The sequence below is a fragment of the Curtobacterium sp. MCPF17_001 genome, from assembly GCF_003234615.1.
Classification (GTDB): Bacteria; Actinomycetota; Actinomycetes; order Actinomycetales; family Microbacteriaceae; genus Curtobacterium.
In genome coordinates this window covers 25,183-47,615 of sequence record NZ_QKSL01000001.1, presented here as the reverse complement: position 1 = coordinate 47,615, position 22,433 = coordinate 25,183, and the positions used below count along the sequence as shown (strand labels likewise).

Annotated in this window: 22 protein-coding genes; 18 read left to right on the top strand and 4 right to left on the bottom strand. The window is 71.2% G+C overall.

Annotation, left to right across the window (positions count from 1 at the left end; genetic code table 11):
- The first annotated feature begins 8 nt into the window (after positions 1-8).
- From DEJ24_RS00240 to DEJ24_RS00225, 4 genes are all read left to right on the top strand, one after another.
- The gene (locus tag DEJ24_RS00240; protein WP_111076778.1) at positions 9-593 is read left to right on the top strand and encodes a TetR/AcrR family transcriptional regulator; all 585 of its coding nucleotides are present in this window, start codon (positions 9-11) and stop codon (positions 591-593) included.
- A gap of 137 nt (positions 594-730) precedes the next feature.
- Positions 731-1,924, top strand: coding sequence for a Gfo/Idh/MocA family protein (locus tag DEJ24_RS00235; protein ID WP_111076777.1), 1,194 nt, complete (start codon positions 731-733; stop codon positions 1,922-1,924).
- A gap of 35 nt (positions 1,925-1,959) precedes the next feature.
- Positions 1,960-2,652 (top strand): ThuA domain-containing protein, encoded by a 693-nt coding sequence (locus tag DEJ24_RS00230; RefSeq protein ID WP_111076776.1) that lies wholly within the window; start codon positions 1,960-1,962, stop codon positions 2,650-2,652.
- On the top strand, positions 2,649-3,731 hold the full coding sequence (locus DEJ24_RS00225) for a Gfo/Idh/MocA family protein (protein WP_111077074.1): 1,083 nt from the start codon (positions 2,649-2,651) through the stop codon (positions 3,729-3,731). The genes DEJ24_RS00230 and DEJ24_RS00225 overlap by 4 nt, the downstream gene beginning before the upstream one ends.
- 73 nt (positions 3,732-3,804) lie before the next feature.
- Here DEJ24_RS00225 and DEJ24_RS00220 read toward each other — a convergent pair whose 3' ends face one another.
- Positions 3,805-4,290, bottom strand: a complete 486-nt coding sequence (locus DEJ24_RS00220; protein ID WP_111076775.1) for a hypothetical protein — start codon at positions 4,288-4,290, stop codon at positions 3,805-3,807.
- A 279-nt stretch (positions 4,291-4,569) separates the two neighbouring features.
- On the opposite strand from DEJ24_RS00220, the gene DEJ24_RS00215 reads away from it, so the two are divergent.
- From DEJ24_RS00215 to DEJ24_RS00190, 6 genes are all read left to right on the top strand, one after another.
- The gene (locus DEJ24_RS00215) at positions 4,570-5,577 is read left to right on the top strand and encodes a LacI family DNA-binding transcriptional regulator (protein ID WP_111076774.1); all 1,008 of its coding nucleotides are present in this window, start codon (positions 4,570-4,572) and stop codon (positions 5,575-5,577) included.
- A 91-nt stretch (positions 5,578-5,668) separates the two neighbouring features.
- The gene (locus DEJ24_RS00210; protein WP_111076773.1) at positions 5,669-6,973 is read left to right on the top strand and encodes an ABC transporter substrate-binding protein; all 1,305 of its coding nucleotides are present in this window, start codon (positions 5,669-5,671) and stop codon (positions 6,971-6,973) included.
- A 219-nt stretch (positions 6,974-7,192) separates the two neighbouring features.
- On the top strand, positions 7,193-8,095 hold the full coding sequence (locus DEJ24_RS00205) for a carbohydrate ABC transporter permease (RefSeq protein ID WP_110891462.1): 903 nt from the start codon (positions 7,193-7,195) through the stop codon (positions 8,093-8,095).
- The gene (locus DEJ24_RS00200; RefSeq protein WP_110904818.1) at positions 8,092-9,015 is read left to right on the top strand and encodes a carbohydrate ABC transporter permease; all 924 of its coding nucleotides are present in this window, start codon (positions 8,092-8,094) and stop codon (positions 9,013-9,015) included. The genes DEJ24_RS00205 and DEJ24_RS00200 overlap by 4 nt, the downstream gene beginning before the upstream one ends.
- Positions 9,015-11,285, top strand: a complete 2,271-nt coding sequence (gene yicI / locus DEJ24_RS00195; protein WP_111076771.1) for an alpha-xylosidase — start codon at positions 9,015-9,017, stop codon at positions 11,283-11,285. The genes DEJ24_RS00200 and yicI overlap by 1 nt, the downstream gene beginning before the upstream one ends.
- 186 nt (positions 11,286-11,471) lie before the next feature.
- Entirely contained in the window at positions 11,472-12,629 is a 1,158-nt protein-coding gene (locus DEJ24_RS00190) for an ROK family transcriptional regulator (protein WP_258374563.1), read from the top strand.
- Between the two features lie 298 nt (positions 12,630-12,927).
- On the opposite strand, the gene DEJ24_RS00185 is transcribed toward DEJ24_RS00190, so the two are convergent.
- Positions 12,928-13,428 carry a MarR family winged helix-turn-helix transcriptional regulator gene (locus DEJ24_RS00185; RefSeq protein WP_111076769.1) on the bottom strand — a complete coding sequence of 167 codons (501 nt, stop codon included), beginning with the start codon at positions 13,426-13,428 and terminating at the stop codon, positions 12,928-12,930.
- Between the two features lie 91 nt (positions 13,429-13,519).
- Between DEJ24_RS00185 and DEJ24_RS00180 the strand changes: the two genes are divergently transcribed.
- On the top strand, positions 13,520-14,449 hold the full coding sequence (locus tag DEJ24_RS00180) for an NADP-dependent oxidoreductase (RefSeq protein ID WP_111076768.1): 930 nt from the start codon (positions 13,520-13,522) through the stop codon (positions 14,447-14,449).
- 51 nt (positions 14,450-14,500) lie between these two features.
- On the opposite strand, the gene DEJ24_RS00175 is transcribed toward DEJ24_RS00180, so the two are convergent.
- Positions 14,501-15,268 (bottom strand): glycosyltransferase, encoded by a 768-nt coding sequence (locus tag DEJ24_RS00175; protein WP_111076767.1) that lies wholly within the window; start codon positions 15,266-15,268, stop codon positions 14,501-14,503.
- A gap of 190 nt (positions 15,269-15,458) precedes the next feature.
- Here DEJ24_RS00175 and DEJ24_RS00170 point away from each other — a divergent pair, with 190 nt between their 5' ends.
- From DEJ24_RS00170 to DEJ24_RS00140, 7 genes are all read left to right on the top strand, one after another.
- A complete protein-coding gene (locus DEJ24_RS00170) occupies positions 15,459-16,319 on the top strand; it encodes a hypothetical protein (RefSeq protein ID WP_111076766.1) in 861 nt (286 codons plus the stop codon).
- Entirely contained in the window at positions 16,316-16,765 is a 450-nt protein-coding gene (locus DEJ24_RS00165) for a phage holin family protein (protein ID WP_111076765.1), read from the top strand. Before DEJ24_RS00170 ends, DEJ24_RS00165 begins: the two co-directional genes overlap by 4 nt.
- Positions 16,765-17,370, top strand: a complete 606-nt coding sequence (locus DEJ24_RS00160) for a DUF3618 domain-containing protein (protein WP_258374548.1) — start codon at positions 16,765-16,767, stop codon at positions 17,368-17,370. The genes DEJ24_RS00165 and DEJ24_RS00160 overlap by 1 nt, the downstream gene beginning before the upstream one ends.
- A 132-nt stretch (positions 17,371-17,502) precedes the next feature.
- On the top strand, positions 17,503-18,177 hold the full coding sequence (locus DEJ24_RS00155) for an HAD family hydrolase (RefSeq protein ID WP_111076764.1): 675 nt from the start codon (positions 17,503-17,505) through the stop codon (positions 18,175-18,177).
- A 49-nt stretch (positions 18,178-18,226) separates the two neighbouring features.
- A complete protein-coding gene (locus tag DEJ24_RS00150) occupies positions 18,227-18,709 on the top strand; it encodes a GNAT family N-acetyltransferase (protein ID WP_258374547.1) in 483 nt (160 codons plus the stop codon).
- 65 nt (positions 18,710-18,774) lie between these two features.
- Positions 18,775-19,398 carry a TetR/AcrR family transcriptional regulator gene (locus DEJ24_RS16685; protein ID WP_181436483.1) on the top strand — a complete coding sequence of 208 codons (624 nt, stop codon included), beginning with the start codon at positions 18,775-18,777 and terminating at the stop codon, positions 19,396-19,398.
- Entirely contained in the window at positions 19,395-21,119 is a 1,725-nt protein-coding gene (locus DEJ24_RS00140; RefSeq protein ID WP_111076763.1) for an MDR family MFS transporter, read from the top strand. The genes DEJ24_RS16685 and DEJ24_RS00140 overlap by 4 nt, the downstream gene beginning before the upstream one ends.
- A gap of 72 nt (positions 21,120-21,191) precedes the next feature.
- Here the strand turns inward: DEJ24_RS00140 and DEJ24_RS00135 are convergent, their stop codons facing one another.
- Positions 21,192-22,202, bottom strand: coding sequence for a LacI family DNA-binding transcriptional regulator (locus DEJ24_RS00135; protein WP_258374556.1), 1,011 nt, complete (start codon positions 22,200-22,202; stop codon positions 21,192-21,194).
- Between the last annotated feature and the right edge of the window lie 231 nt (positions 22,203-22,433).

Here is a 22,433-nt window from a genome sequence, read left to right as displayed (position 1 = left end):
CAGCGATCATGGCCGCTGCACGGGAACTCTTCGTGCGGGACGGCGTCGACCGCACGAGCATGGACGCGGTCGCCGCGCGGGCCGGAGTCTCCAAGCGCACCGTGTACGACTACTACGGCGACAAGCGCGGGCTGCTCCTCGGGGTCGTGGTCGACGCCGGCGAGTCCCTGGTCGCGTCGCTCCGGACGGCCCTCGACACGCACCTCTCCGACGAGGCGGACATCCCCGACACCGCCGCTCTGGAAGGCGCACTCACGGAGTTCGCCGTCGAGATCGGGTCGTCGATGCTCGGCTCCTCGGACTACGCCACCACCGTCAAGCTCATCTCGGAGAACCGCACGCTGCTTCCGGAGCTGGAGCAGCACCCACTGAACTCCGCCCCGGAAGAAGCTCTCGCCGAGCGGATCGCACACTTCGCGGGCACCGGCCTGCTCGACGCCGACGACCCGCGCCTGGCGTCGGACCACTTCAACGCGCTCACCACCCTGCTCGCCTGGAACAACTGGATCCCGGGTGAACCCGCGCGTGCCGAGGTCCGCGACATCATGACGAGCGGCGTGCACGCGTTCATGCGGGCGTACGGCGCACGCTGACGCGTCCGCATCGGGCGGAACGCGGTCGACGGCGCGAGACGGCGCACGAAAGTTTTCCGGTCCTCCCGTCCGGCTTGTCCCGGCCGCCCGCCCGTCCGTAGCGTCGACCGCAGACGCACGATGCGAGGGAGCATGCGATGACGGAGGACCGGTTGCGGGTCGCGATGATCGGGCACGGCTTCATGGGAGCCGCCCACTCGCAGGCCTGGCGGGTGGCGCCACGCTTCTTCCCGCTCGAGCGGGAGCCCGAGATGACCGTCGTGGTCGGCCGCGACCTCGAGCGCACCGAGGCGGCCCGCGACCGCTTCGGCTGGCAACGCGCCGAGACCGACTGGCGTCGCGTCGTCGAGGACCCCGACATCGACGTCGTCGACGTCTGCTCGCCGGGGTCGTCGCACGTCGAGGTCGCGATCGCTGCCCTGGAGGCCGGCAAGCACGTCCTCTGCGAGAAGCCGCTCGCCAACACCGTCGCCGAGGCGGAGGCCATGGTCGCCGCCGCTTCGTCGGCCGCGACGCGCGGGGTGCGCTCGATGGTGGGCTTCAGCTACCGGCGCGTCCCCGCCCTCGCGTTCGCCCGGCAGCTCGTGCAGGCCGGCCGGATCGGCGAGGTCCGCCACGCTCGTGCGCTGTACCTGCAGGACTGGCTCACCGACGCGGACGGTCCGATGACGTGGCGGCTGGACGCGTCCCTCGCCGGGTCCGGCTCGCTCGGCGACATCGGCGCGCACGCCGTGGACCTCGTCGAGCACATCACGGGCGCGACGCTCGGCACCGTGAGCGGCACGCTCGAGACGTTCGTGCACGAGCGCCCGTTGCTCGCCGACGGTGTCGGCCTGTCCGGTACAGCCTCGGAGGAGCGCGGCCGGGTCACGGTCGACGACGCGGCCTGGTTCCTGGGGCGACTGACGGGAGGCGCGGCCCGGCCCGGTGGGTCCGTCGCCTCGTTCGAGGCCACCCGGTACGCGACCGGGCGGAGGAACGGTCTGACCATCGAGATCAGCGGGTCCACCGGAGCGATCGCCTTCGACCTGGAGGCCATGAACGAACTCCGCGTGTACGACCAGGCCGCTCCGGCGGGCGAGCAGGGGTTCCGCCGGGTGCTCGTCACCGAACCGGAGCACCCGTACATGGCGCACTGGTGGCCGACCGGGCACACGATCGGCTACGAGCACACGTTCGTCCACGAGGTCGCCGACTTCGTCACCGCGATCACCACCGGACAGCAGCCCGAGCCGTCCTTCGCCGTGGGGTTGCACGTGCAGGACGTCCTGGACGCCGTGCAGCGGAGCGCCGCCGACGGCAGCGCCTGGACGACCATCCCCGCGCGATGACCACTCCCTCCCCCGATCCCTCAGGAGCAGCACCCATGCAACGCCAGGCACTCGTCGTCCGCGGCGGTTGGGACGGGCACATGCCCGTCGAGACCACCGAACTGTTCATCCCGTTCCTCCGCGACAACAGCTTCGACGTCCGTGTCGAGGAGGGCACCGCCGTCTACGCCGACCAGGCCGTGATGGACACGGTCGACCTCGTGGTGCAGGTCAACACGATGTCGACCATCGCGAAGGAGGAGTTCGCCGGCCTGCAGCGCGCCGTCCTCGCCGGCACCGGCATGGCCGGGTGGCACGGCGGCATCGCGGACTCGTACCGGGACAACGCCGACTACCTGCACATGATCGGTGGCCAGTTCGCCCACCACGCGGGCAAGCACCCGTCCGAGCGCGTCGGCGAGCAGTCCGACAACTACATCCCCTACACGGTGCACGTGACGGACCTCGGCCGCGAGCACCCGATCACGCAGGGCATCGACGACTTCGACCTGGTCAGCGAGCAGTACTGGGTGCTCAGCGACGAGTACGACGACGTGCTCGCCACCACCACCCAGGAGGCCCGGAGCTGGGACGCCTGGAACCGGCCGGTGACCTCGCCGGCGATCTGGACCCGGCAGTGGGGCAAGGGGCGGATCTTCGTCTCGGCGCCCGGGCACCGCATCGAGATCGTCGAGTCGCAACCCGTCCGCACGATCATCGAGCGCGGCCTGCTGTGGGCCGCCCGATGAGCGCCGCACCCCTCCGCGTCGGCATGGTCGGCGTCGGCAACATCAGCCGGCAGTACCTCGAGCAGTTCCCGTCGCTGCCCGACCTCCGGCTCACCGCGGTCGCCGACCTCGACACCGCCCGGGCTGCGACGGTCGCCGACGAGCAGGGCGTGCACGCCCTCGGGGTCGACGAGCTCCTGCAGTCGGACGAGGTCGACATCGTGTTGAACCTGACGGTCCCGGCGGCGCACGCCGAGGTGGCACTCCGGGCACTCGCTGCGGGCAAGCACGTCTACGGCGAGAAGCCGCTCGCGCTGAGCACCGCCGAGGCATCTCCGGTGCTCGCCGCCGCCCGGACCGCGGGCCGGCGGGTCGGCAGCGCGCCGGACACCGTGCTCGGCACCGGTGTGCAGACCGCCCGCGCCGCACTCGACGAGGGTCGGATCGGCACGCCCGTCGCGGCCGCGGTGTCGTGGAGCGCGCCCGGCCACGAGCTCTGGCACCCGGCGCCCGGCTTCTACTACCAGCCCGGCGGCGGTCCACTGCTGGACATGGGCCCGTACTACCTGACCAGCCTCGTCACGTTCTTCGGGTCCGTCGTGCGCGTCAGCGGGAGCACCACCCGGTCGACCCGGGAACGCACGGTCGCGACCGGGCCGAACGCCGGGCAGGTCCTGGCCGTCGACGTCGACACCCACGTCGTCGCGATCCTGGAGCACGAGGGCGGGGTCGTCTCCACGCTCACGGTGTCGTTCGAGGTGTGGGCGACCGAGGCGCCGCTGTTCGAGGTGCACGGCACCGCCGGGTCGCTGTCGGTCGCCGATCCGAACCGGTTTTCCGACCCGACCCGGATCGCGGCGCCTGCGGACCGGACGTTCCGGGAACTGCCCGTCCTCGCCGGGTTCCCCGACGCCGGACGGGGCGTCGGTCTCGCCGACATGGCGCGGGCGATCGCGTCGGGGGAGCCGCACCGGGCCTCCGGTGACCTCGCGTTCCACGTGCTCGACGTCATGGAGTCCATCGTGACCGCGGGGCGGACGCACGGCGTCGTCGAGGTGGTGAGCCGGGCCTCCCGGCCGGCGGCGGTCCCGCTCGCGTAGCCCGGCGGACGGGCATCGCAGCGGCAGGTCCGGTGCGGTGATCGGTCGGTCGGCGCGAGGGACCGCGCTCCCGTCAGCCGCCGGACGCCGCCGAGATGGCGACCGGCGACCCGGCCGCGCCGCAGGCCGCCCCGACCGACGCGACGGCGTCCTGCAGCCCGACGTCGTCCGGGTCGAGCGCGAGCGCCGAATCGGTGGCCGGGTGGTCTGTCAGCCACGTCTGCAGTGCGCCGACCGACGTGCCGACGTCGCCGACGGACGGGAGCCGTTCGTAGACGAAGCGCGCGGCGTCGAGTCGGGACCGGTACGCCTCGTCCCCGAGCTCACCGCGCTGGTGTGCGTCGGCGGCGTTGAACGTGATGGTCTCGACGGCGCTCACCTGCCCGCACACCGCTGCGGCGCTGACGTCGGTGTCGCCCGGGGGCAGCGCCCGGGGCGTCGCGCTGACGGTCACGGTCTTCGTCGGTGCTGGTTCGTCGGCCGTGCACCCGCTGAGCGTCACCACCCCGACGGTGCCGATGACGAGTGCGGTGATGACGTGCGCGCTGCGTGCCCCCATGCGGTCGATCCTGGCAGGGGAACCCGCCTCCACACCCTCGTCGTCGTCCGGATGATGCCGATCCGTGATGTCCGGCCCCGCTCTTCCAGCGGCGGGCGCGTCCGATGCCGACGGGAGGTGGGCACATGGCGCGCTCCATTTGTCGGCATCGCCGACAAATGGGTTGCGCGAAGCGCTTCGACGCTGTTAGCGTCGCCGTCGCAAGCTCGTCGAAGCGCTTCACAAGCCCTCCACGAGCCGCCCGACAGCAGCGACGAACGAGCACGAGGAGGTGCGCGCATGGTGACGATCCACGAGGTGGCGAAGGCCGCGGGCGTGTCGATCTCGACCGTCTCGTACGCCCTCTCCGGCAAGCGCAGCATCTCCGCCACCACCCGCGAGCGCATCGACCGGGCGGTCGCGGACCTGGACTACCGCCCGAACGCCGGCGCCCGGATGCTCGCCGGCGCCCGGACGAACATCCTCGCGCTGTCCGCCCCGATCCGGGAGGACGCGCACCTGCCGACGCACATGCGCTTCGTCACAGCGGTCGTCGAGGCTGCTCGGGCGCACGACGACGACGTCCTCCTGCTCGCCCGCGACGACGAGGTCACCGGCATCCGTCGCGTGGTCGACAGCTCGCTGGTCGACGGGGTCGTCGTGCTCGGCGTCTCCACGGACGACGAGCGGGCCGAGGTCGTGCGCCGTTCCGGTGCCGCGGCCGCGTTCGTCGGCGTCCCGGGTGACACCACGGGCCTGACCTGCATCGACCTGGACTTCGCCGAGGCCGGACGCGAATCCGTCCGGGCGCTCGCCGCCGCGGGGCACCGCAGCATCGGGGTCATCGGGCACCCCGCCACCTACGTCGAGCGGCACACCGGCTTCATCCGCCGGTTCGCCGACGCGTTCGAGGACGAGTGCCGGTCCGCCGGCATCGCGACCCTCGCCCTGTACCCGTCCCTCGACCGCGTCGACCAGCGTGCGGCCGCCGACGAGCTGCTCGCCGGCCTGCCCGACATGACGGCGCTCGTGTTCCACTGCAACGAGCCCGTCGTCGAGGCCGTCCTGGCCCACCTCGTGTCCCGGGGCATCCGTGTCCCCGAGGACGTCTCGGTCGTCGCCGCCTGCGCGAGCTACGACACCGACGCGCTCGAGGTCCCCCTGTCCACCATCCCCCTCCCGCTCGAGGAGATGTGTCGCGGCGCCGTGGAGGGCGCCGTCCGTCAGGTCGACGGTGCCCGTGAACCGGGCGTCACACTCCTCCGACCGCGGTTCATCGACCGCGGGTCCATCCGACCGGTGCACTGACCGGACACGGCTCCACCGGCGTCTTCGGCCGTGCACTGTCGAAGCGCTTCGATACTGCGACACCCATCACCAACTACGAGGAAGTAGCGACATGAAGAAGTCACGCCTGCTCGGCGCACTCGCCGGGCTCGCCGCGACCGCCGTCGTCCTGACCGGCTGTTCCGCCGGTGGGAGCGCCGACGACCGCAGCAACGAGGACGGCAAGACCCTGAAGCTCTGGCACTTCGAGTCCGAGGACTCCGCCATGGGCAAGGCCTGGAAGGAGTCCATCAAGGTCTTCGAGAAGGAGACCGGCGCGAAGGTCGAGTTCCAGGAGAAGAGCTTCGAGCAGATCCGGAAGACGGCCAGCCAGTCGCTGAACTCCGACCAGGCGCCGGACCTCATCGAGTACAACAAGGGCAACGCCACCGCCGGCCTGCTCGCCAGCCAGGGTCTGCTCAGCCCGCTCGACGACGCGGTGGAGAAGTACGGCTGGGACGACAAGCTGGCGAAGTCCCTGCAGACCACCGCGCGCTACGACGACAAGGGCGTGATGGGCTCCGGCTCCTGGTACGGCGTGCCCGACTACGGCGAGTACGTGGAGTTCTACTACAACAAGGAGCTCTTCGAGAAGTACGGCGTCGAGGTCCCGAAGACCCAGGCCGACCTCGAGAAGGCCATGGCGACGTTCGAGTCGAAGGGCGTCACGCCGCTCGCCGAGTCGGCCGCCGAGTACCCGCTGGGCCAGCTCTGGTACCAGCTCGCGCTGTCCAAGGCGGACCGCAGCTGGGTGAACGACTACCAGCTGTACAAGAACCCGGTCGACTTCTCCGACAAGGAGATCTCGTACGCCACCAAGACGATCAAGGACTGGACCGACAAGGGCTACATCTCCGGCGACTCCACCGGCATGAAGGCCGAGGACGCGGGCACCGCCTTCATCAGCGGCAAGTACCCGATGTTCTTCTCCGGCTCCTGGTGGTACGGCCGCTTCGGCACCGAGATGCAGCAGGACTGGGGCACCTTCCTGTACCCGGGCGCCGAGATGTCGCCCGGTTCGTCCGGCAACCTCTGGGTCGTCCCGACCAAGGCGAAGAACAAGACGCTCGCCGAGAAGTTCATCGACATCACGCTCCGTCCCGAGATGCAGGCGATCATCGGCAACAACGGTGGTGTCCCGGTCGCGGCGACCGAGTCCGACATCACCGACGAGAAGAGCAAGGAACTCATCGCCAACTTCAACACGCTCACCGAGCGTGACGGTCTGGCGTACTACCCCGACTGGCCCACGTCGACGTTCTACGACCAGCTGAACGCCGGTCTGCAGAGCGTCCTCAACGGCAGCAGCTCGCCGAAGCAGGTCAACGAGGAGCTCGGCCAGCAGTACGCCGACGGCGTGAAGGCCGTCACGGGTTGACCTGACGGTCTCGACCCTCCGGTCACCCGCACCACCCCGGTCGCTGACGCGGCCACCCGGGAGGCGCGTGACGAGTCCGACTCGTCACGTGCCTCCCGGGCCCCTCACCCGCACCACCCCACTCCCCGGAAGGGAAGCCCGACGATGGCGTCCAGTCCTCCCATCGCGCCGCTCCGCGGCCGCGTGCCCCGCCCCCGCCGCCGCGACGACGGCGCGATCATGCCCGCCTCCGGCCGCGGCAGCTACTGGTTCTACCTGCTCCCCGGCTTCGTGCTGCTGGCGGCGATCATCCTCGTGCCGCTCGGGTGGAACGTGTACCTGTCGTTCACGAACTACCGCGGGATCCTGCCGCCGCAGTTCACCGGGCTCGACAACTGGCGCCGGTTGATGGCCGACGGGCAGTTCTGGATCTCGTTTCGGAACAGCATCGTGATGATCCTGGCGATGGTGATCGTCCCCACCAGCCTGGGGCTCGTCCTCGCCGCCGCACTGTTCGACGTGATCGGCAAGAAGTTCGGCGGCAAGCTCGCCAGCTTCCTCCGCGCCACCTACTACCTGCCGCAGATCCTGCCGGCCGTCATCGCGGCGATCGTCATCGGGTGGATCCTGCGCCCGGAGAACGGTGCGCTCAACGCGGTGCTCGGCGCGGTCGGCCTCGACGGTCTGCAGCACAACTGGCTCGGCAGCCCGGACACCGCGCTGCTGTCGGTCGCGGTCGTGCTCGTCTGGGTGCAGATCGGCTACCCGGTCGTCGTCTTCATGGCGGCCCTGCAGCGCGTCGACCCGGAGCTCTACGAAGCCGCCGAACTCGACGGCGCGAACTGGTTCCAGCGGTTCCGCTCCATCACGGTGCACATCATCCGGCCCGAGATCTTCGTCGTCGTGCTCACCTGCACGATCGCGGCACTCAAGGTGTTCGGGCCCGTCTACGCCCTGACCGGCGGCGGCCCCGGCAACGCCACGATCGTGCCGAGCTACTACTCGTACAGCCAGTTCTTCCAGGCGCAGCAGGTCGGGTACGGCGCCACCATCGCCACCGCGCTGACGGTCGTCATCGTGATCGTCGCCATCGGGTTCATCGCCGCCCAGAACCGGGCCGAACGCAAGGAGGAGGCACGATGACCGTGTCCGCACCCAGCACCAGGGCGACCGTCACGGCGGACGCGGGACGGGCCTCCCGGCCGACGGCGAAGCCGCGCAAGCGACCGGGCGAAGGCGGGGTCAAGCGGCCCTCCGACTGGGTCGTGCTCGCCGGTGGGATCGTCATCGCGGTGCTCATCGCCGCGCCGTTCCTGCTCATCCTGCTCAACTCGTTCAAGACGCCCGCGGACTACGCGGCCGGCGGTCCGCTCGCCTGGCCGACGCAGCTGTCCTTCGACGGCATCACGACGTTCTGGAACCGGGTCGACTTCCCGCTGAAGCTCTGGAACAGCGTGTTCATCAGCGGCATGGTGGCGCTGCTCGCGGTGCTCATCTCGATCCTCAACGCCTTCGCGATCGGCATCGGTCGGGTCCGGTACCGCACCTGGATCGTGGTGCTGTTCATGCTCGCGAACATGCTGCCGCAGGAGGTGCTGCTCTACCCGCTCTACATGATGTTCAAGGGCATCGGACTGTACGACAACGTGTGGAGCGTCATCATCGTCTTCACGGTGATCCAGTCCGCGTTCGGCACGTACCTGCTGTCGAGCGTCTACGGGACCTTCCCGAAGGAGATCCTCGAGGCCGCCGCGCTCGACGGCGCCGGCCGCTGGCGTGTGCTCTGGCGGGTCATCGTCCCGATCAGCCGCCCGACCCTGTCGGTCCTGCTCATCTTCTTCTTCATCTGGACGTGGAACGAGTTCCTCATCCCGCTGACCTTCCTGGTCAGCAACGACAACCAGACGGTCCCCGTCGCGATCTCCCTGCTGCAGGGCGACCGGCTGATGGACGTCACCACCACGAGCGCGTCGGCCCTGCTCGGCCTCATCCCGACGCTCGTGTTCTTCCTCATCTTCCAGCGCACCCTCGCGCGCGGCATCACGGCAGGAGCGGTCAAGTAATGAAGTTCACCGACGGGTTCTGGCAGCTCAGGCCCGGAGTCCACCCCGTGTACGCCGCCGAGGCGTACGACATCGACGCACGACAGACGCCGGAGGGTGACCGCCTGGTCGTCACCGCGCCGACGAAGGTCATCGCGTCGCGGGGCGACACCCTCAACCGTCCGACCCTGACCGTCTCGCTGTCGAGCCCGATGGCGGGCGTCGTCACCGTCCGCGTCGAGCACTTCCGGGCACCGCGTCCGGAGCTCTCCTTCGACCTGGTCGGCCAGGAGGCGGGGCACGGCTCCGCCACGGTCACCGACGGTGTCGGGACCCTCACCTCCGGCGACCTGTCGGCCGTCGTCACGCCCGGGGCGCCGTGGGACCTGCGGTTCGTCGCCACCGATGCGGACGGTGCGGGCCGGGTACTCACCGGCTCGGGGCACAAGTCGCTCGGGTACGTCACCCTCGACCCCGGCGCCGAGGTCTCCCGCGGGGTGGTCGGCAACGCCCGGGTCCAGGGCGCGGACGCACCGGCGTCGGACCGGTTCGTGCACGCGCAGCTCGACCTGGGCGTCGGGGAGCTCGTCTACGGGCTCGGCGAGCGCTTCGGTCCGCTCGTCAAGAACGGGCAGACCGTCGACATCTGGAACGCCGACGGCGGCACGTCGAGCGAGCAGTCGTACAAGAACGTGCCGTTCTACCTGACCAACCGCGGGTACGGCGTCCTCGTCGACCACCCCGGGCACGTCTCCTTCGAGGTCGGTTCCGAGACCGTCGAGCGCGTGCAGTTCTCGGTGCCGGGGGAGTCGCTGGTGTTCCACGTCATCGGCGGTGGCAGCCCGTCAGCCGTCCTGGAGCGGTACACCCAGCTCACCGGACGTCCGGCGCACGTGCCGGCGTGGTCCTACGGCCTGTGGTTGTCCACGTCGTTCACCACGGACTACGACGAGGGGACCGTCACCTCGTTCGTCGACGAGATGACCGCCCGCCAGCTGCCGGTCTCGGTGTTCCACTTCGACTGCTTCTGGATGCGCGAGTTCACCTGGTGCGACTTCGAGTGGGACCCCCGGGTGTTCCCGGACCCCACCGGCATGCTCGGACGACTACACGACAAGGACCTGCGCGTCTGCGTCTGGATCAACCCGTACATCGGGCAGGCCTCGAAGCTGTTCGACGAGGCCGCCGACGCCGGGTACCTGGTCCGGAACCCCGACGGCACCGTGTGGCAGTGGGACCTCTGGCAGGCCGGCATGGGGCTCGTCGACTTCACGAACCCGGACGCGACCGCCTGGTACCAGTCGAAACTCCGGGCCCTCGTCGAGCAGGGCGTCGACTGCTTCAAGACCGACTTCGGCGAGCGCATCCCCCTCGACGTGGTCTACGCCGACGGCAGCGACCCCGAGCGGATGCACAACTGGTACACGCAGCTGTACAACCAGGCCGTGTTCGAGGTGCTGCAGGAGACCAAGGGCCAGGGCGACGCGGTCGTCTTCGCCCGTTCCGCCACCGCCGGCGGCCAGCAGATGCCGGTGCACTGGGGCGGGGACAACACCTCGTCGTTCCCGTCGATGGCGGAGACCCTGCGCGGCGGCCTGTCCCTGGCGCTGTCCGGCTTCGGTTTCTGGTCGCACGACATCGGCGGCTTCGAGGGCACCCCGGACCCGGCCGTCTTCAAGCGCTGGGTGCAGTTCGGGCTGCTCTCGTCGCACAGCCGGTTCCACGGCAGCAGTTCCTACCGGGTGCCGTGGGCGTTCGACGAGGAAGCGGTCGACGTCACGCGGGCCTTCACCGAGTTGAAGCTCCGGCTGATGCCGTACCTGTACGCGGCCGGGCTCGAGGCGTCGGCGCGGGGCATCCCGGTGATGCGTCCGATGCCGCTGGCGTTCCCGGACGACCCGACCGCGGCGTACTGCGACCGGCAGTACCTGCTCGGACCGGACCTGCTCGTCGCGCCGGTGTTCAGCGAGTCCGGCGACGTCGAGTACTGGCTGCCGGCGGGCTCGTGGACGAACTGGTTCACGGGCGAGGTCGTTCCCGGCGGGGTCTGGCGGCGTGAGCGGCACGGCTTCGACACCCTCCCGCTCTGGGTCCGCGAGGGCGCGGTCCTGCCGCTGTCCACCCGCACCGACCGGCCGGATCACGACTACCACGAGGCGCTCGAACTCCGCGCGTTCCCGGGCGCCGGTGGTGCCGGCACCCGTGACGTGGTGGTGACGTCCCCCGACGGCCGGGCCGTGACCTACGCGGTCGCGTTCGCCGACGACGGCACGGTCACGGCCGCCGGCTGACACGCGATCGTCCGTTCGCGCTGGGCGACAGTCCTCGCGGCCGCCACCACGAGGACTGTCGCTCAGCGCGAACCGAGCGAACCGAGCGGACAGCGCGGCACGCGGCCGCCCCCGCCGGCCGCACTACGCTGGCGGGGACGGACGATCGGAGCGAACATGTCGGAGGCGAGCACAGCCTTCCGTCCGGTGCGCACCACGGACGTCGTCCGGCGCCGCAACCTGGCACGGGTCCTGCGGCTCGTCCACGAGAGCGGGCCGATGCCCCGCTCGGCGCTCACCCGTGAGACCGGACTGAACCGCTCCACGGTTGCCGCCCTCGTCGGCGAACTCGTCGACCTCGGCCTGGTCGTCGAGGGGGACGCGCCGCCCGCCACCGGCGTCGGACGTCCGAGTGCGACCGTCTCCGCGTCGGCCGAGGTCGTCGCCCTCGGGATCGTCCCCGAGATCGACGCCGTGACCCTGGCCGTCATCGGCCTCGATGGCACCGAACACGAGCGGCGGACGGTCCGGACCTCCTCGGTCCCGACACCGGACGAAGCGCTCGCCATCGCCACCGACCTGGTCGCGGCTGCGGCCGAGCGGCAACGGACCGTGGGCCGACGGGTCGTCGGCGTCGCGGTGTCGGTCCCTGGTATCGTCCGGGTCGGTGACGGTGTCGTCCGGTACGCCCCGCACCTCGCCTGGCGTGACGAGGCGTTCGCCGCACCGCTCGCCGAGCGCACCGGGCTGCCGGTACTGGCCGCGAACGACGCGAACCTCGGTGTCACCGCGGAGTTCCTCTACGGCGCCGGGCGCGGGGCCACCGACGTCGTGTACGTCAACGGCGGCGCGAGTGGCATCGGTGGCGGGATCATCACCGGCGGCCGCCCCCTCGCCGGTGCCGCCGGGTACGCGGGGGAGCTCGGCCACACCTTCGTCGCGGCGAACGGGATCCGCTGCCACTGCGGGGCCGTCGGGTGCCTGGAGACCGAGGCCTCGCAGGCAGCGCTGCTCGACGCCGCCGGACTCGGGATCGACCAGGCCGACCGGCTCGGTGACGTCCTCGCCGACGGTCCAGCACCACAACTCGCCGCCGTCGTCGACCGGCAGGTCACCGCGCTCGCCGTCGCCATCCGCAACGTCGTGCACACGGTGAACCCGGACGTCGTCGTGCTCGGCGGGTTCCTCGGCACGCTGCTCCGCCACGTCGGCAGCCGACTCGAGGACGCCGTGCGCGCGCAGACGATGACCGCGATGGGCGAGGACCTGCGGATCGTCCCGGCGGAGCTCGTCGGCAGTGTGCTCTTCCGCGGTGCGGCCGAGCTCGCGTTCACGTCACTGCTGGCCGACCCGGCGGCGGGCTGAGCGCTCGGGCTGCGGTCCGTCGACGAGGCGGACGGGAGGCACGGTGGCGGCCGCTGACGAGCCTCCCGGCCGGCACCTGGCCGAGTGGACTCGCGGACGCCCGCCGCCGTTCGGGTCAGGGCGGGCGTCCACGGCCTGCGCGTGCCTCCGGGAGTGGCAGGCGCGAGTCGTCGCTCCACGAGGTCAGGGTCCCTCGCGTGCCTTCCGGCCGGGCGACTGGAGCGACGCTACGCCGTCCGGCTGGACCGTGTTCGATGCGGGCCGCGAGGTTCCTCGCGCCACGTCGTCGACCGTCGCGTCAGTCGGCCCGTCGACGGCGCGGAGCGGCGGAGCGGGGCGGGGCCTCGCGGAGACGCGTCCCGACCCGTCCCAGGATCCGTGCGAGCGACTCGACGTCCGCTTCCGACAGTGAGGCGAAGAGGAGTTCCCGCACGAGCGCGATGTGTCCCGGGAACACGGCGGCCAGGACCTCGCGGCCGGCGTCGGTGATCGTGACGACGACGCGGCGCTCGTCTTCGGGCGACGGCGCCCGGGAGACGAGTCCGCGCTGGTCGAGCAGCTGCGCCTGGTAGGTCAGCCCACTCCGGCTGTAGACGACGCCGTCCGCCAGGTCGGTCATGCTCCGGCTGCCGCTCGGATCGTCGCCGAGTCGGGCGAGCAACTGGAACTGCACGTAGCTGAGCGCTCCGACGTCCTTGAGCTGCTTCTCGACCGCCGGGCGGAGCAGGGCGCTGACCTCGGTGAACGAGAGGTAGGCGGTCAGTTGCGCGCCGGTGAGCGGGAGCGGTGTCTCGGTCATGCATCGATCCTACCCATTGCTTCGAGTTCGAAGCAGTGGTACGTTCCTGACAAGTGCTTCGAAGTCGAAGCAACAACGAGAGGAAACGACCATGAAGGCAGTCCAGTTCCAGGAGATCGGCGGCCCCGAGGTGCTCCGGTACGTCGACGTCGCACAGCCCGTCCCGGCCGACGGCGAGGTCCGGGTCCGGGTCGCCGCCTCGGCGTTCAGCGCCGCCGACGCCGGGATGCGCGCCGGGGCCCTCCCCATCCCGATCGTGCTGCCGCACGTCCCCGGCTACGACGTCTCCGGCACGGTGGACGCCGTGGGGGCCGGAGTCGAGGGGCTCAGCGTCGGTGACACGGTCATCGGGTTCCTGCCCATGGAGCGGGACGGCGGCGCGGCCGAGTACGTCGTCGCTCCTGCCGACGTCCTCGTCCCCGCCCCGACGAGCATCCCGCTCGCCGACGCCGCCGCACTGCCCTCCGTCGCCCTGACGGCCTGGCAGGCGCTCGTCGACGACGGACGGCTGCAGGCCGGGCAGCGCCTGCTGGTCGTCGGCGCGGGCGGTGTGGTCGGCAAGTACGCGGTCCGGCTGGCGAAGCAACTCGGCGCACACGTCGTCGCGACCGCCAGTCCCCGCAGCGCCGACGCCGTCCGGGCTGCGGGAGCGGACGAGGTCGTCGACCACACCACGACGGACCTGCTGGACGCCGTCACCGAACCGGTCGACGTGCTCCTCAACCTGGCCCCGCTCGACCCGGCGGAGTTCACCCGACTGGTCGCCCTGGTCGGTGACGGCGGCGTGGTCGTCAGCACCACCGCCTGGATGCCCGCCCCGGACGACGCATCACGCGGCGTGCGCTCCGCGGTCGTCTTCGTGCTGCCGAACCGCGACCGCCTGACACGCCTGGTGTCCCTGGTCGACGAGGGCTCGCTGCATGTGGAGGTGACGCGGCGCATCCCACTCACCGAGCTGCCGGCCCTGCACGCCGAGGCCGCCGACGGGGCCATCGCCGGCAAGGTGGTCGTCCTGCCCTGAGGCGGGACGGACGTGACGAGCCGTGTCAGCCGTCGGCTGTGGCGTCGACGGTCAGCGGGCCCGCCACCACGCCCGTGCGTGGTCACGAGCCCGCCAGGCCACCCGGAGCCGTCGCGCCCACCGGCGTGAGGGTGCGGCGTGCGGACCGTTCACGCGGAAGGTGTGGAAGGCGCGTCGTGCCCGCAACAGTGCGGACGGGAGGCTCGAGAACGGTCGCGCGGACACCCCCACCGCGAGCACGGGGTCGGCCAGCACCCGCCACGACGGGTCCAGCTGCATGCTGAGGTCGACGTCGTCGTGGACCTCCGGGTCGTCCCGGTGCACCCGGTCGCGGACGGCGAGCCAGGCGGACCTGCGGATCGCCGTCGCGGACCCGAACAACGGCGGTCGAGCGAGGGCACCGTGCATGAGGACGAAGTACGCCTGCATGTAGAGGACCGGCCAGGCGAGCCGGACGAGGGGCCCGGCGTCCACGGGGCGGCCCGGACCGGTGACCGCGACCACGGCGGGGTCCTCGAGCAGGTCGAGCGCGCTCGCGATCCAGTGCGGCGGCGGCACGGAGTCCGCATCGAGCCGGACGATCACGTCCCCTCGGGCCGTGTCGTAGCCGAGCGACGACGCACGGGCGATGCCGCGGACCGGTTCGACGCAGAGGACGGCGCCGGCGGCACGGGCCACGGCCGCGCTGTCGTCGGAGCTGCCGTTGTCGACGACGACGACCTCGTCCGGGAGCCGGGTCTGCGCCGCCAGAGCCGTCAGGCAGCGTCGGAGGTGCTCAGCGTCGTCGCGCACCGGGACGACGACCGAGACGGAGGGCATGGCCCGAGCCAACCGGACGGTCGCTGTGAGGGAGGGGCACGTCGCTCCTCGACTGGCGTTCTGGGGAGGGTCGAGCGGGAATCCGCGCAGATCGGAGTTCCTGGAACCCGTCCCAGACTCTTCCGCGCAGGTTCGGGTCCAACGCAGCGGGTGCACCGCCCGCCGCGACGAGAAGACCGGAAGGCCGACCATGACCACGAACCCACCCGGGAACGACTCCGGGACGCCCATCCACGACGCCACGGCTGCCGCCGAGGGTCACGAGATCCACCCCGGCGTCACGGTCCCGTCCTACGCGAGCGGTACCCCCGTCGCGCGCCCCACCGGATTTGACGACCTCGAACCGCTGGACGCCATCCCCGCCGACGAGCAGCTGCCCGCGGGCACCGTCCCCGCCGGCAGCCTGACCGCGACCGGTACCGGCAGCGGCGTCAGCAGCACCGGCTCCGACGACAGCTCGAGCGGTGGCAAGGCCGACGCCGCCAAGGGTGCCGCCTCCGACGTCGCCGGCGACGCCAAGGAGAAGGCCGCGAACGTCGCGGGCACCGCCAAGGAGCAGGCCGCGAACGTCGCCTCCGAGGTGTCGGACCACGCACGCCAGCTCTACGGGCAGGCGTCCAGCACCCTCAAGGACCAGGCTGCCGACCAGCAGCAGCGCGCCGCCGGTGGACTCCGCACGATCGGTGACCAGCTCGGCAAGATGGCCGAGAACGACGACGAGCAGGGCCTGGCCTCGAAGGTCGTCCGCGACCTGTCGAACCGCGCCGGCTCGTTCGCCGGGTACCTCGAAGGCCGCGACCCGGGTTCGCTCGTCGACGACGTGAAGTCGTTCGCGGCTCGCCGTCCGGGGACCTTCATCGCGATCGCCGCCGGTGCGGGCATCCTCGCCGGCCGTCTCGCCAAGGCGCTGACGACCGAGATCAAGCACGAGAAGGAAGCCGAGGCCTCTGGCACCACCGGGACGACCGGGACCTCCGACCTCGGCTCGACGGGTGTCACCGGCACGAGCACCACGGGGACCGGCACCGCCGGGACGGGGCCGCTCGTATGACCGATCCGTTCCCCGGCGCGACCGGTCGGACGGTGCCCGGGCAGCCGAGCGCCGAGGAGCGTGCTGCATCGACGCCCCTCGGCGAACTCCTCTCCGAGGTGTCCCGTGACCTCTCGACCCTCTTCCGGCAGGAGGTCGCGCTCGCCAAGGCAGAGCTGACCGACTCCGCGAAGAAGGCGGGCAAGGGTGCCGGCATGTTCGGCGGCGCCGGGGTCACCGGGCTGTTCGCCCTGCTGTTCCTGTCGATCGCCGCATGGTGGGGCCTCGGCTACCTCATCGGCAACGCCTGGTCCGCCGTGATCATCGCCGTCATCTACGCGATCGCCGCAGCGATCCTCGCCTCCCGCGGGCGCAAGGAGATCAAGCAGATCAACGGTGCGCCGCAGACGGTCGCGACCGTCAAGGAAGTCCCCGAGACACTCAAGCCCAACAACGGGAGGAACTGATGAGTACCCCAGACGAGATCCGCGCCGACATCGAGCGCACCCGCGGCGAACTCGGTTCGGACGTCGACGCCCTGGCCGACAAGGTCAACCCGTCGTCGATCGCCCACCGCCAGACCGAGAAGGTCAAGGGCCGGTTCCAGGACGCCCGCGACTCCGTGATGGGCGCCGCAGGCAGCGCACGTGACTCCGTCATGGGCGCGGCCGGCTCGGCTCGCTCCAGCGTCTCCGGCTCCACGTCGAACGCGACCGGTTCCGCCAAGGACGCCGCCTCGCGCGGTGTCGAGAAGGCGAAGGGCAACCCGCTCGCCGTGGGCCTCATCGCCTTCGGTGTCGGCTGGCTCGCATCGTCGCTCCTGCCCTCCTCCACCAAGGAAGAGGAACTCGCGGGCGACCTCAAGGACAAGGCCGCACCGCTCCTGGACAAGGCGAAGGAACAGGCCAAGGACGCCAGCGGCCCGCTCGTCGACGCCGCCAAGGAGCACGCTCAGGACCTCAAGGGCACCGCGCAGGACGCCGCCCAGACGGTCAAGGACGAGGCGCAGGGCGCCGCGTCCGACGTGAAGGACAACGCGCAGTCGTCCGCGGACGACGTCCGCAACGCCTGACACGTCACCACCTGACGGACGGGAGGCCCGGGACCAGACGGTCCCGGGCCTCCCGTCCGTCGTGTGGCGCGTCCACCGCGCCCGGTGGCCCACCTGAGGCGACGGTCGGCGCCGACGGAGCAGGGTGGAGGCATGTCCGACATCCCCACCACCGCCGTCCTCTTCGACATCGACGGCACCTTGGCCGACTCGAACTACGCTCACATCGACGCCTGGTGGCGGGCCTTCCGCGCGGCGGGTGAGTCCGTGGACGCCTGGCGGATCCACCGGGCGATCGGGATGGACTCGTCGAAGCTCCTGGAGTCACTGCTGCCGGACGCCTCGGACGAGGTCCGTGACACCGCGAAGCAGTTCCACACCGCCTACTACTCGGAGCACATGCCGCAGCTGCGGTTGCTGCCCGGCGCGCGGGACCTGCTCGAGGCGGTCGCCGGCCGCGGGCACGCCGTGGTGCTCGCGACGAGCGCCCCGCAGAACGAGCTCGACCGGTTGCTGGAACTCCTGGACGCCGACCGCTGGATCACCGCGGTGACGAGCGGTGAGGACGTCGAGCAGGCGAAGCCGGACCCCGGGATCATCGAGGTCGCCCTGCAGAAGGTGGGCGTGGACCCCGAGCGTGCCGTCATGATCGGCGACGCGATGTGGGACGTCGAGTCCGCGAAGCGCGTCGGGGTCAGGTGCATCGGGGTGATGACCGGCGGGATCGGCGGCGACGAGCTGCGTGGTGCCGGCGCTGCCGCCGTGTACGACGACGCGGCGGCTCTGCTCGAGGACCTCGACGGTAGCCCGATCGGCTCGCTCTCCTGACGCGACCCGTGTGTACGGGCCCGCCCGTCGCGTGTCAGGATGGACGATCGTGATCACCATCGAACGCGTGCCCTGGGAAGACCCGCGCGGAGTCGCACTCCGCGCGACCATGGACGAGGAGATGCACGAGCGCTACGGCGACTCCAACCCCGGTGAGGCTCCCGAGGTCACCGCGGAGCGCAACCGCGTACTGTCGGTCGACCCGTCCACCGTCGTGACGTCCCTGCTCGCCGTCGACGAGGACGGGACGGTCCTCGGGCACATCGCCGTCCGCCGACTCGGGGACGAGATCGAGCTGAAGCGCCTCATCGTCCTGGCGGCCGCCCGCGGCAAGGGTGCCGCGACCGCGCTCCTCGACGAGTGCGCCCGTGTGGGCCGGGAGCAGGGGGCCACGCGTCTGGTCCTGCAGACCGGCGACAAGCAGCCCGAGGCCGTGGCGCTGTACGAGAAGACCGGGTGGGACCGCATCGACGTGTACGAGCCGTACGCCGAGACGATGCCCTGGTCGTACTGCTTCGCGAAGGCGATCTGACCCGCTCGCTGGGAGTTCCCGCGCGATGAATTGCACTCTCGATGAAGGAGTGCAAGTATCTCCGGGTGACCACCGCTGAACGTACCCGCACCCTGCGGCGCAGCATGGTGTCCGAAGCGCGTCGGGCGGTCGTTGACGGCGGACTGCAGGGCTTCACGATCGAACAGCTCTGCGAGCGGGTCGGCGTCTCCCGCCGGACCTTCTTCAACCACTTCGCGTCGAAGGAGGACGTGGTCCTCGGCATCGAGCTGAACGCCGACACCGCGCTCCTCGCCGCCTACGCCGACGGCGCCGTCGTCCCCACGACCCTGGCCCCGCTGCCGTCCGTCATCGCGCTGATCATCGAGCAGCTGCACGTCGCCGGCATCGACCGCGCCGACGAGGCCCTGGTCCGGCACGTGTTCGAGCGGGAGCCCGCCCTGACCGCGCGGTTCCTGTCGGCCACGGACGCCCAGATCCAGAACGTGGCCGACTCCGTCCGGCAGCGCTTCGCCTGGCACGACCCCGCCGACCCCCGGGCCCGGCTGGTGACCGAGGCCGCCGTCGGTGTCGTCCGGGTCAGCGCCGGCACCTACTTCGCCGACGACTTCGACGAGGCGTCCGGACCCCGGTTCGACGAACTCCTCGACACCAACCTCCGTCTCATGACGGAAGCCATCACCATCCCTGCCCAGGAAGGCACCTCATGAGCGCATCAGCGCCGAGCACCACCCGTCGGGGGCGCCAGCAGTCCGACGGGCCGCTGCTCCTCACCCAGCGTCGCATCTGGATCATCTTCGCCGCGCTCATCGCCGGGATGCTGCTCTCGAGCCTCGACCAGACCATCGTCTCGACCGCCATGCCGACCATCGTCGGCGAGCTCGGCGGCGTCGCGCACCAGGCGTGGATCACGACCGGGTACCTGCTCGCCTCGACGATCGTGATGCCGATCTACGGCAAGTTCGGTGACGTCATCGGTCGCCGCAACCTGTTCCTCGTCGCCATCGCACTGTTCACACTGGCGTCGCTCGGCTGCGCCCTGTCGACCGACTTCTGGCAGTTCGTGGTCTTCCGCGCCCTGCAGGGTCTCGGTGGTGGCGGGCTCATGATCCTGTCGCAGGCGATCATCGCCGACATCGTCCCCGCCTCGCAGCGCGGCAAGTACCTCGGCCCGCTCGGTGCGATCTTCGGCCTCTCGGCGGTCGGCGGCCCGCTGCTCGGCGGCTTCTTCGTCGACCACATGACCTGGAACTGGGCCTTCTGGATCAACATCCCGGTCGGCATCGCGGCCTTCGCCGTCGCGTGGTTCGCCCTGACGCTGCCGAGCAAGAAGGCGACGAAGCGGATCGACGTCCTCGGCGTCGCCCTCCTGTCCGCCACCACCGCCTGCCTGGTCTTCTTCACCGAGTTCGGCGGCAACCGCCAGCACGGCTGGGGTGCTCCCGAGACCTGGGCGTGGGGTGCCGGCTTCCTGGTCGCCGCCGCGTCCTTCGTGCTCGTCGAGTCGCGGGCGCAGGACCCGATCATCCCGCTGTCGTTCTTCCGCAACCGCACGTTCGTCATCGCGACCGCGATCGGCTTCGTGCTCGGCCTGGGCATGTTCGCCGCGATCGGTTTCGTCCCGACGTTCCTGCAGATGGCCTCGGGCACGTCGGCCGCGGTGTCCGGCCTGCTGATGCTGCCGATGATGGTCGGCCTGATCGGCACCTCGATCCTCTCCGGCACGCTCATCACCAAGACCGGCCGGTACCGCGCGTTCCCGATCATCGGCACGATCGTGGTCGGGATCGCGATGCTCGGCATGACGACCCTCGCGGCCAGCACCCCGATCTGGCTGATCTGCGTGTACCTGTTCGTGTTCGGTGCCGGGCTCGGCCTGATCATGCAGGTCGTGGTGCTCGTGGCGCAGAACGCCGTCCCGCCGGAGCAGGTCGGCACGGCGACCTCGACGAACAACTACTTCCGCGAGGTCGGCGCCTCCCTCGGTGTCGCCGTCTTCGGTGCGCTGTTCACCTCGCGGCTGACCGACGCGTTGACGGACGTGTTCCGCGGTGCCGGTGGCAGCGCGACCGACGCGGCCAGCGCGAGCTCGAGCATCGACCCGACGTCGCTGTCGAAGCTGCCGCAGGCCGTGCAGGACGGCATCGTCAACGCGTACGCCGACTCGCTGTCGCCGGTGTTCTGGTACCTGCTGCCGTTCATCGCCGCGGCGCTCGTGCTCGCGCTCTTCATCCCGCAGATACGGCTGGCGGACGTGGCCGGCATGGTCGCCCGCGGCGAGGCCGTCGGTGGCGACGAGGCGGACGCGCTCGAGCGAGCGCGTCGCGACGGTGCGGTGCGGGGTGACGTGCCGGCCGGGTCCGAGCCCGAGTCGCCCGAGCGGGTCGGCTCGCAGACCGGATCGGTCTCGACGACCCGGCACGACGAGTAGGCGCGACCGACGGTCGGACGGGAGGCTCCCCACCAGCTGGTGGGGAGCCTCCCGTCCGACGTCTGCTCGGTCTCAGGCCCCGGTGCTCGCGCGGGGGACCAGGCGGGTGGGCAGCGCCGGGTCCGGGGTGTCGACGCCGTCGAGTGCAGCGAGGAGCCGGAGCGCCGCCGCTCGCCCGAGTTCCGCACCGGGGAGGGCGACGCTCGTCAGGCTGGGCGCGGTGACCGAGGACGAGGGCAGGTCGTCGAACCCGGCGACCGCCAGCGTCGCCGGGACGGCGATGCCGCGCTCGGCGGCGACCCGGAGGACCCCGTACGCCAGTGTGTCGGCGGCTGCGACGACGGCCGTGACCCCGTCAGCGAGCCACGCGTCGACGACCTGCCCGACGACGGTCGCGGCGGCGTCGATCGTCAGGTCCGCATGTGCTGCCATGGGCGACGTCGTGATGCCGGCGGTGGCGGTCGCCCGCTCGAACAGCGTGCGGCGGACCGCGAACGTCGTCGCGCGTGAGGTCCCGTCGAGGTAGGCGACCCGGCGGTGTCCGGCTGCGGCGAGGTGGGCGACCAGCGCCTCCACCCCGGCGGTGAGGTCGTAGTTGACCGCACCGGGGCCGCCCGGTGCGTCGAGCAGGACGACGGGGACGCTCGCGGACATCGATGCGCTCTCGGCCGGGGCGTCGACCAGGATCCCGGCGGGGCGGAGCCGCTCGAAGCGGCGCACGTCGGCGTCCACCGGCTGCGCGCCGCGCTCGGTGACGGACAGCACGAGCTGGAAGCGGTCACCGACGGTGTCCCGGACGCCGCGGATGACCTCGGCGAAGAACGGGTTCGACAGGTCGGGCGCGATGAGCACCACGAGGTCGCCGCTGCCGCGCGCCAGGGAGCTCGCCGCGTGGTCCACGACGTAGCCGAGCTGCTCGACGGCGTCCCGCACCCGGTCGGCGATCGGTGTCGAGACCCGCCCACGGTCCTTGCCGTTGACGACGAGGGAGACCGTGGCGATGCTCGTGCCGGCGCGTTCGGCCACCATCGCGGCGGTCACCCGGCCGGACGGAGTGGGGCGACTGCGCGGGGACGAGGGCACGCGTCGATGCTAGCGACGCTGGCGGACGCACCATCCGTACGACTTGACGTCAAGCGCTTGATGCGCTGAGATGTCAAACGCTTGACGCGGCGTGCATGGCGCGTCAGGCCCCGACCTCCTGCCGGCCGGCCCGACCCCTGGGCCGCCGGCTCCCCGACGAAGTGGAGCAGCCTCGTGACCGACGCCCCCCGCACCCCCGCGAAGATCATCCTCGACTGCGACCCCGGCCAC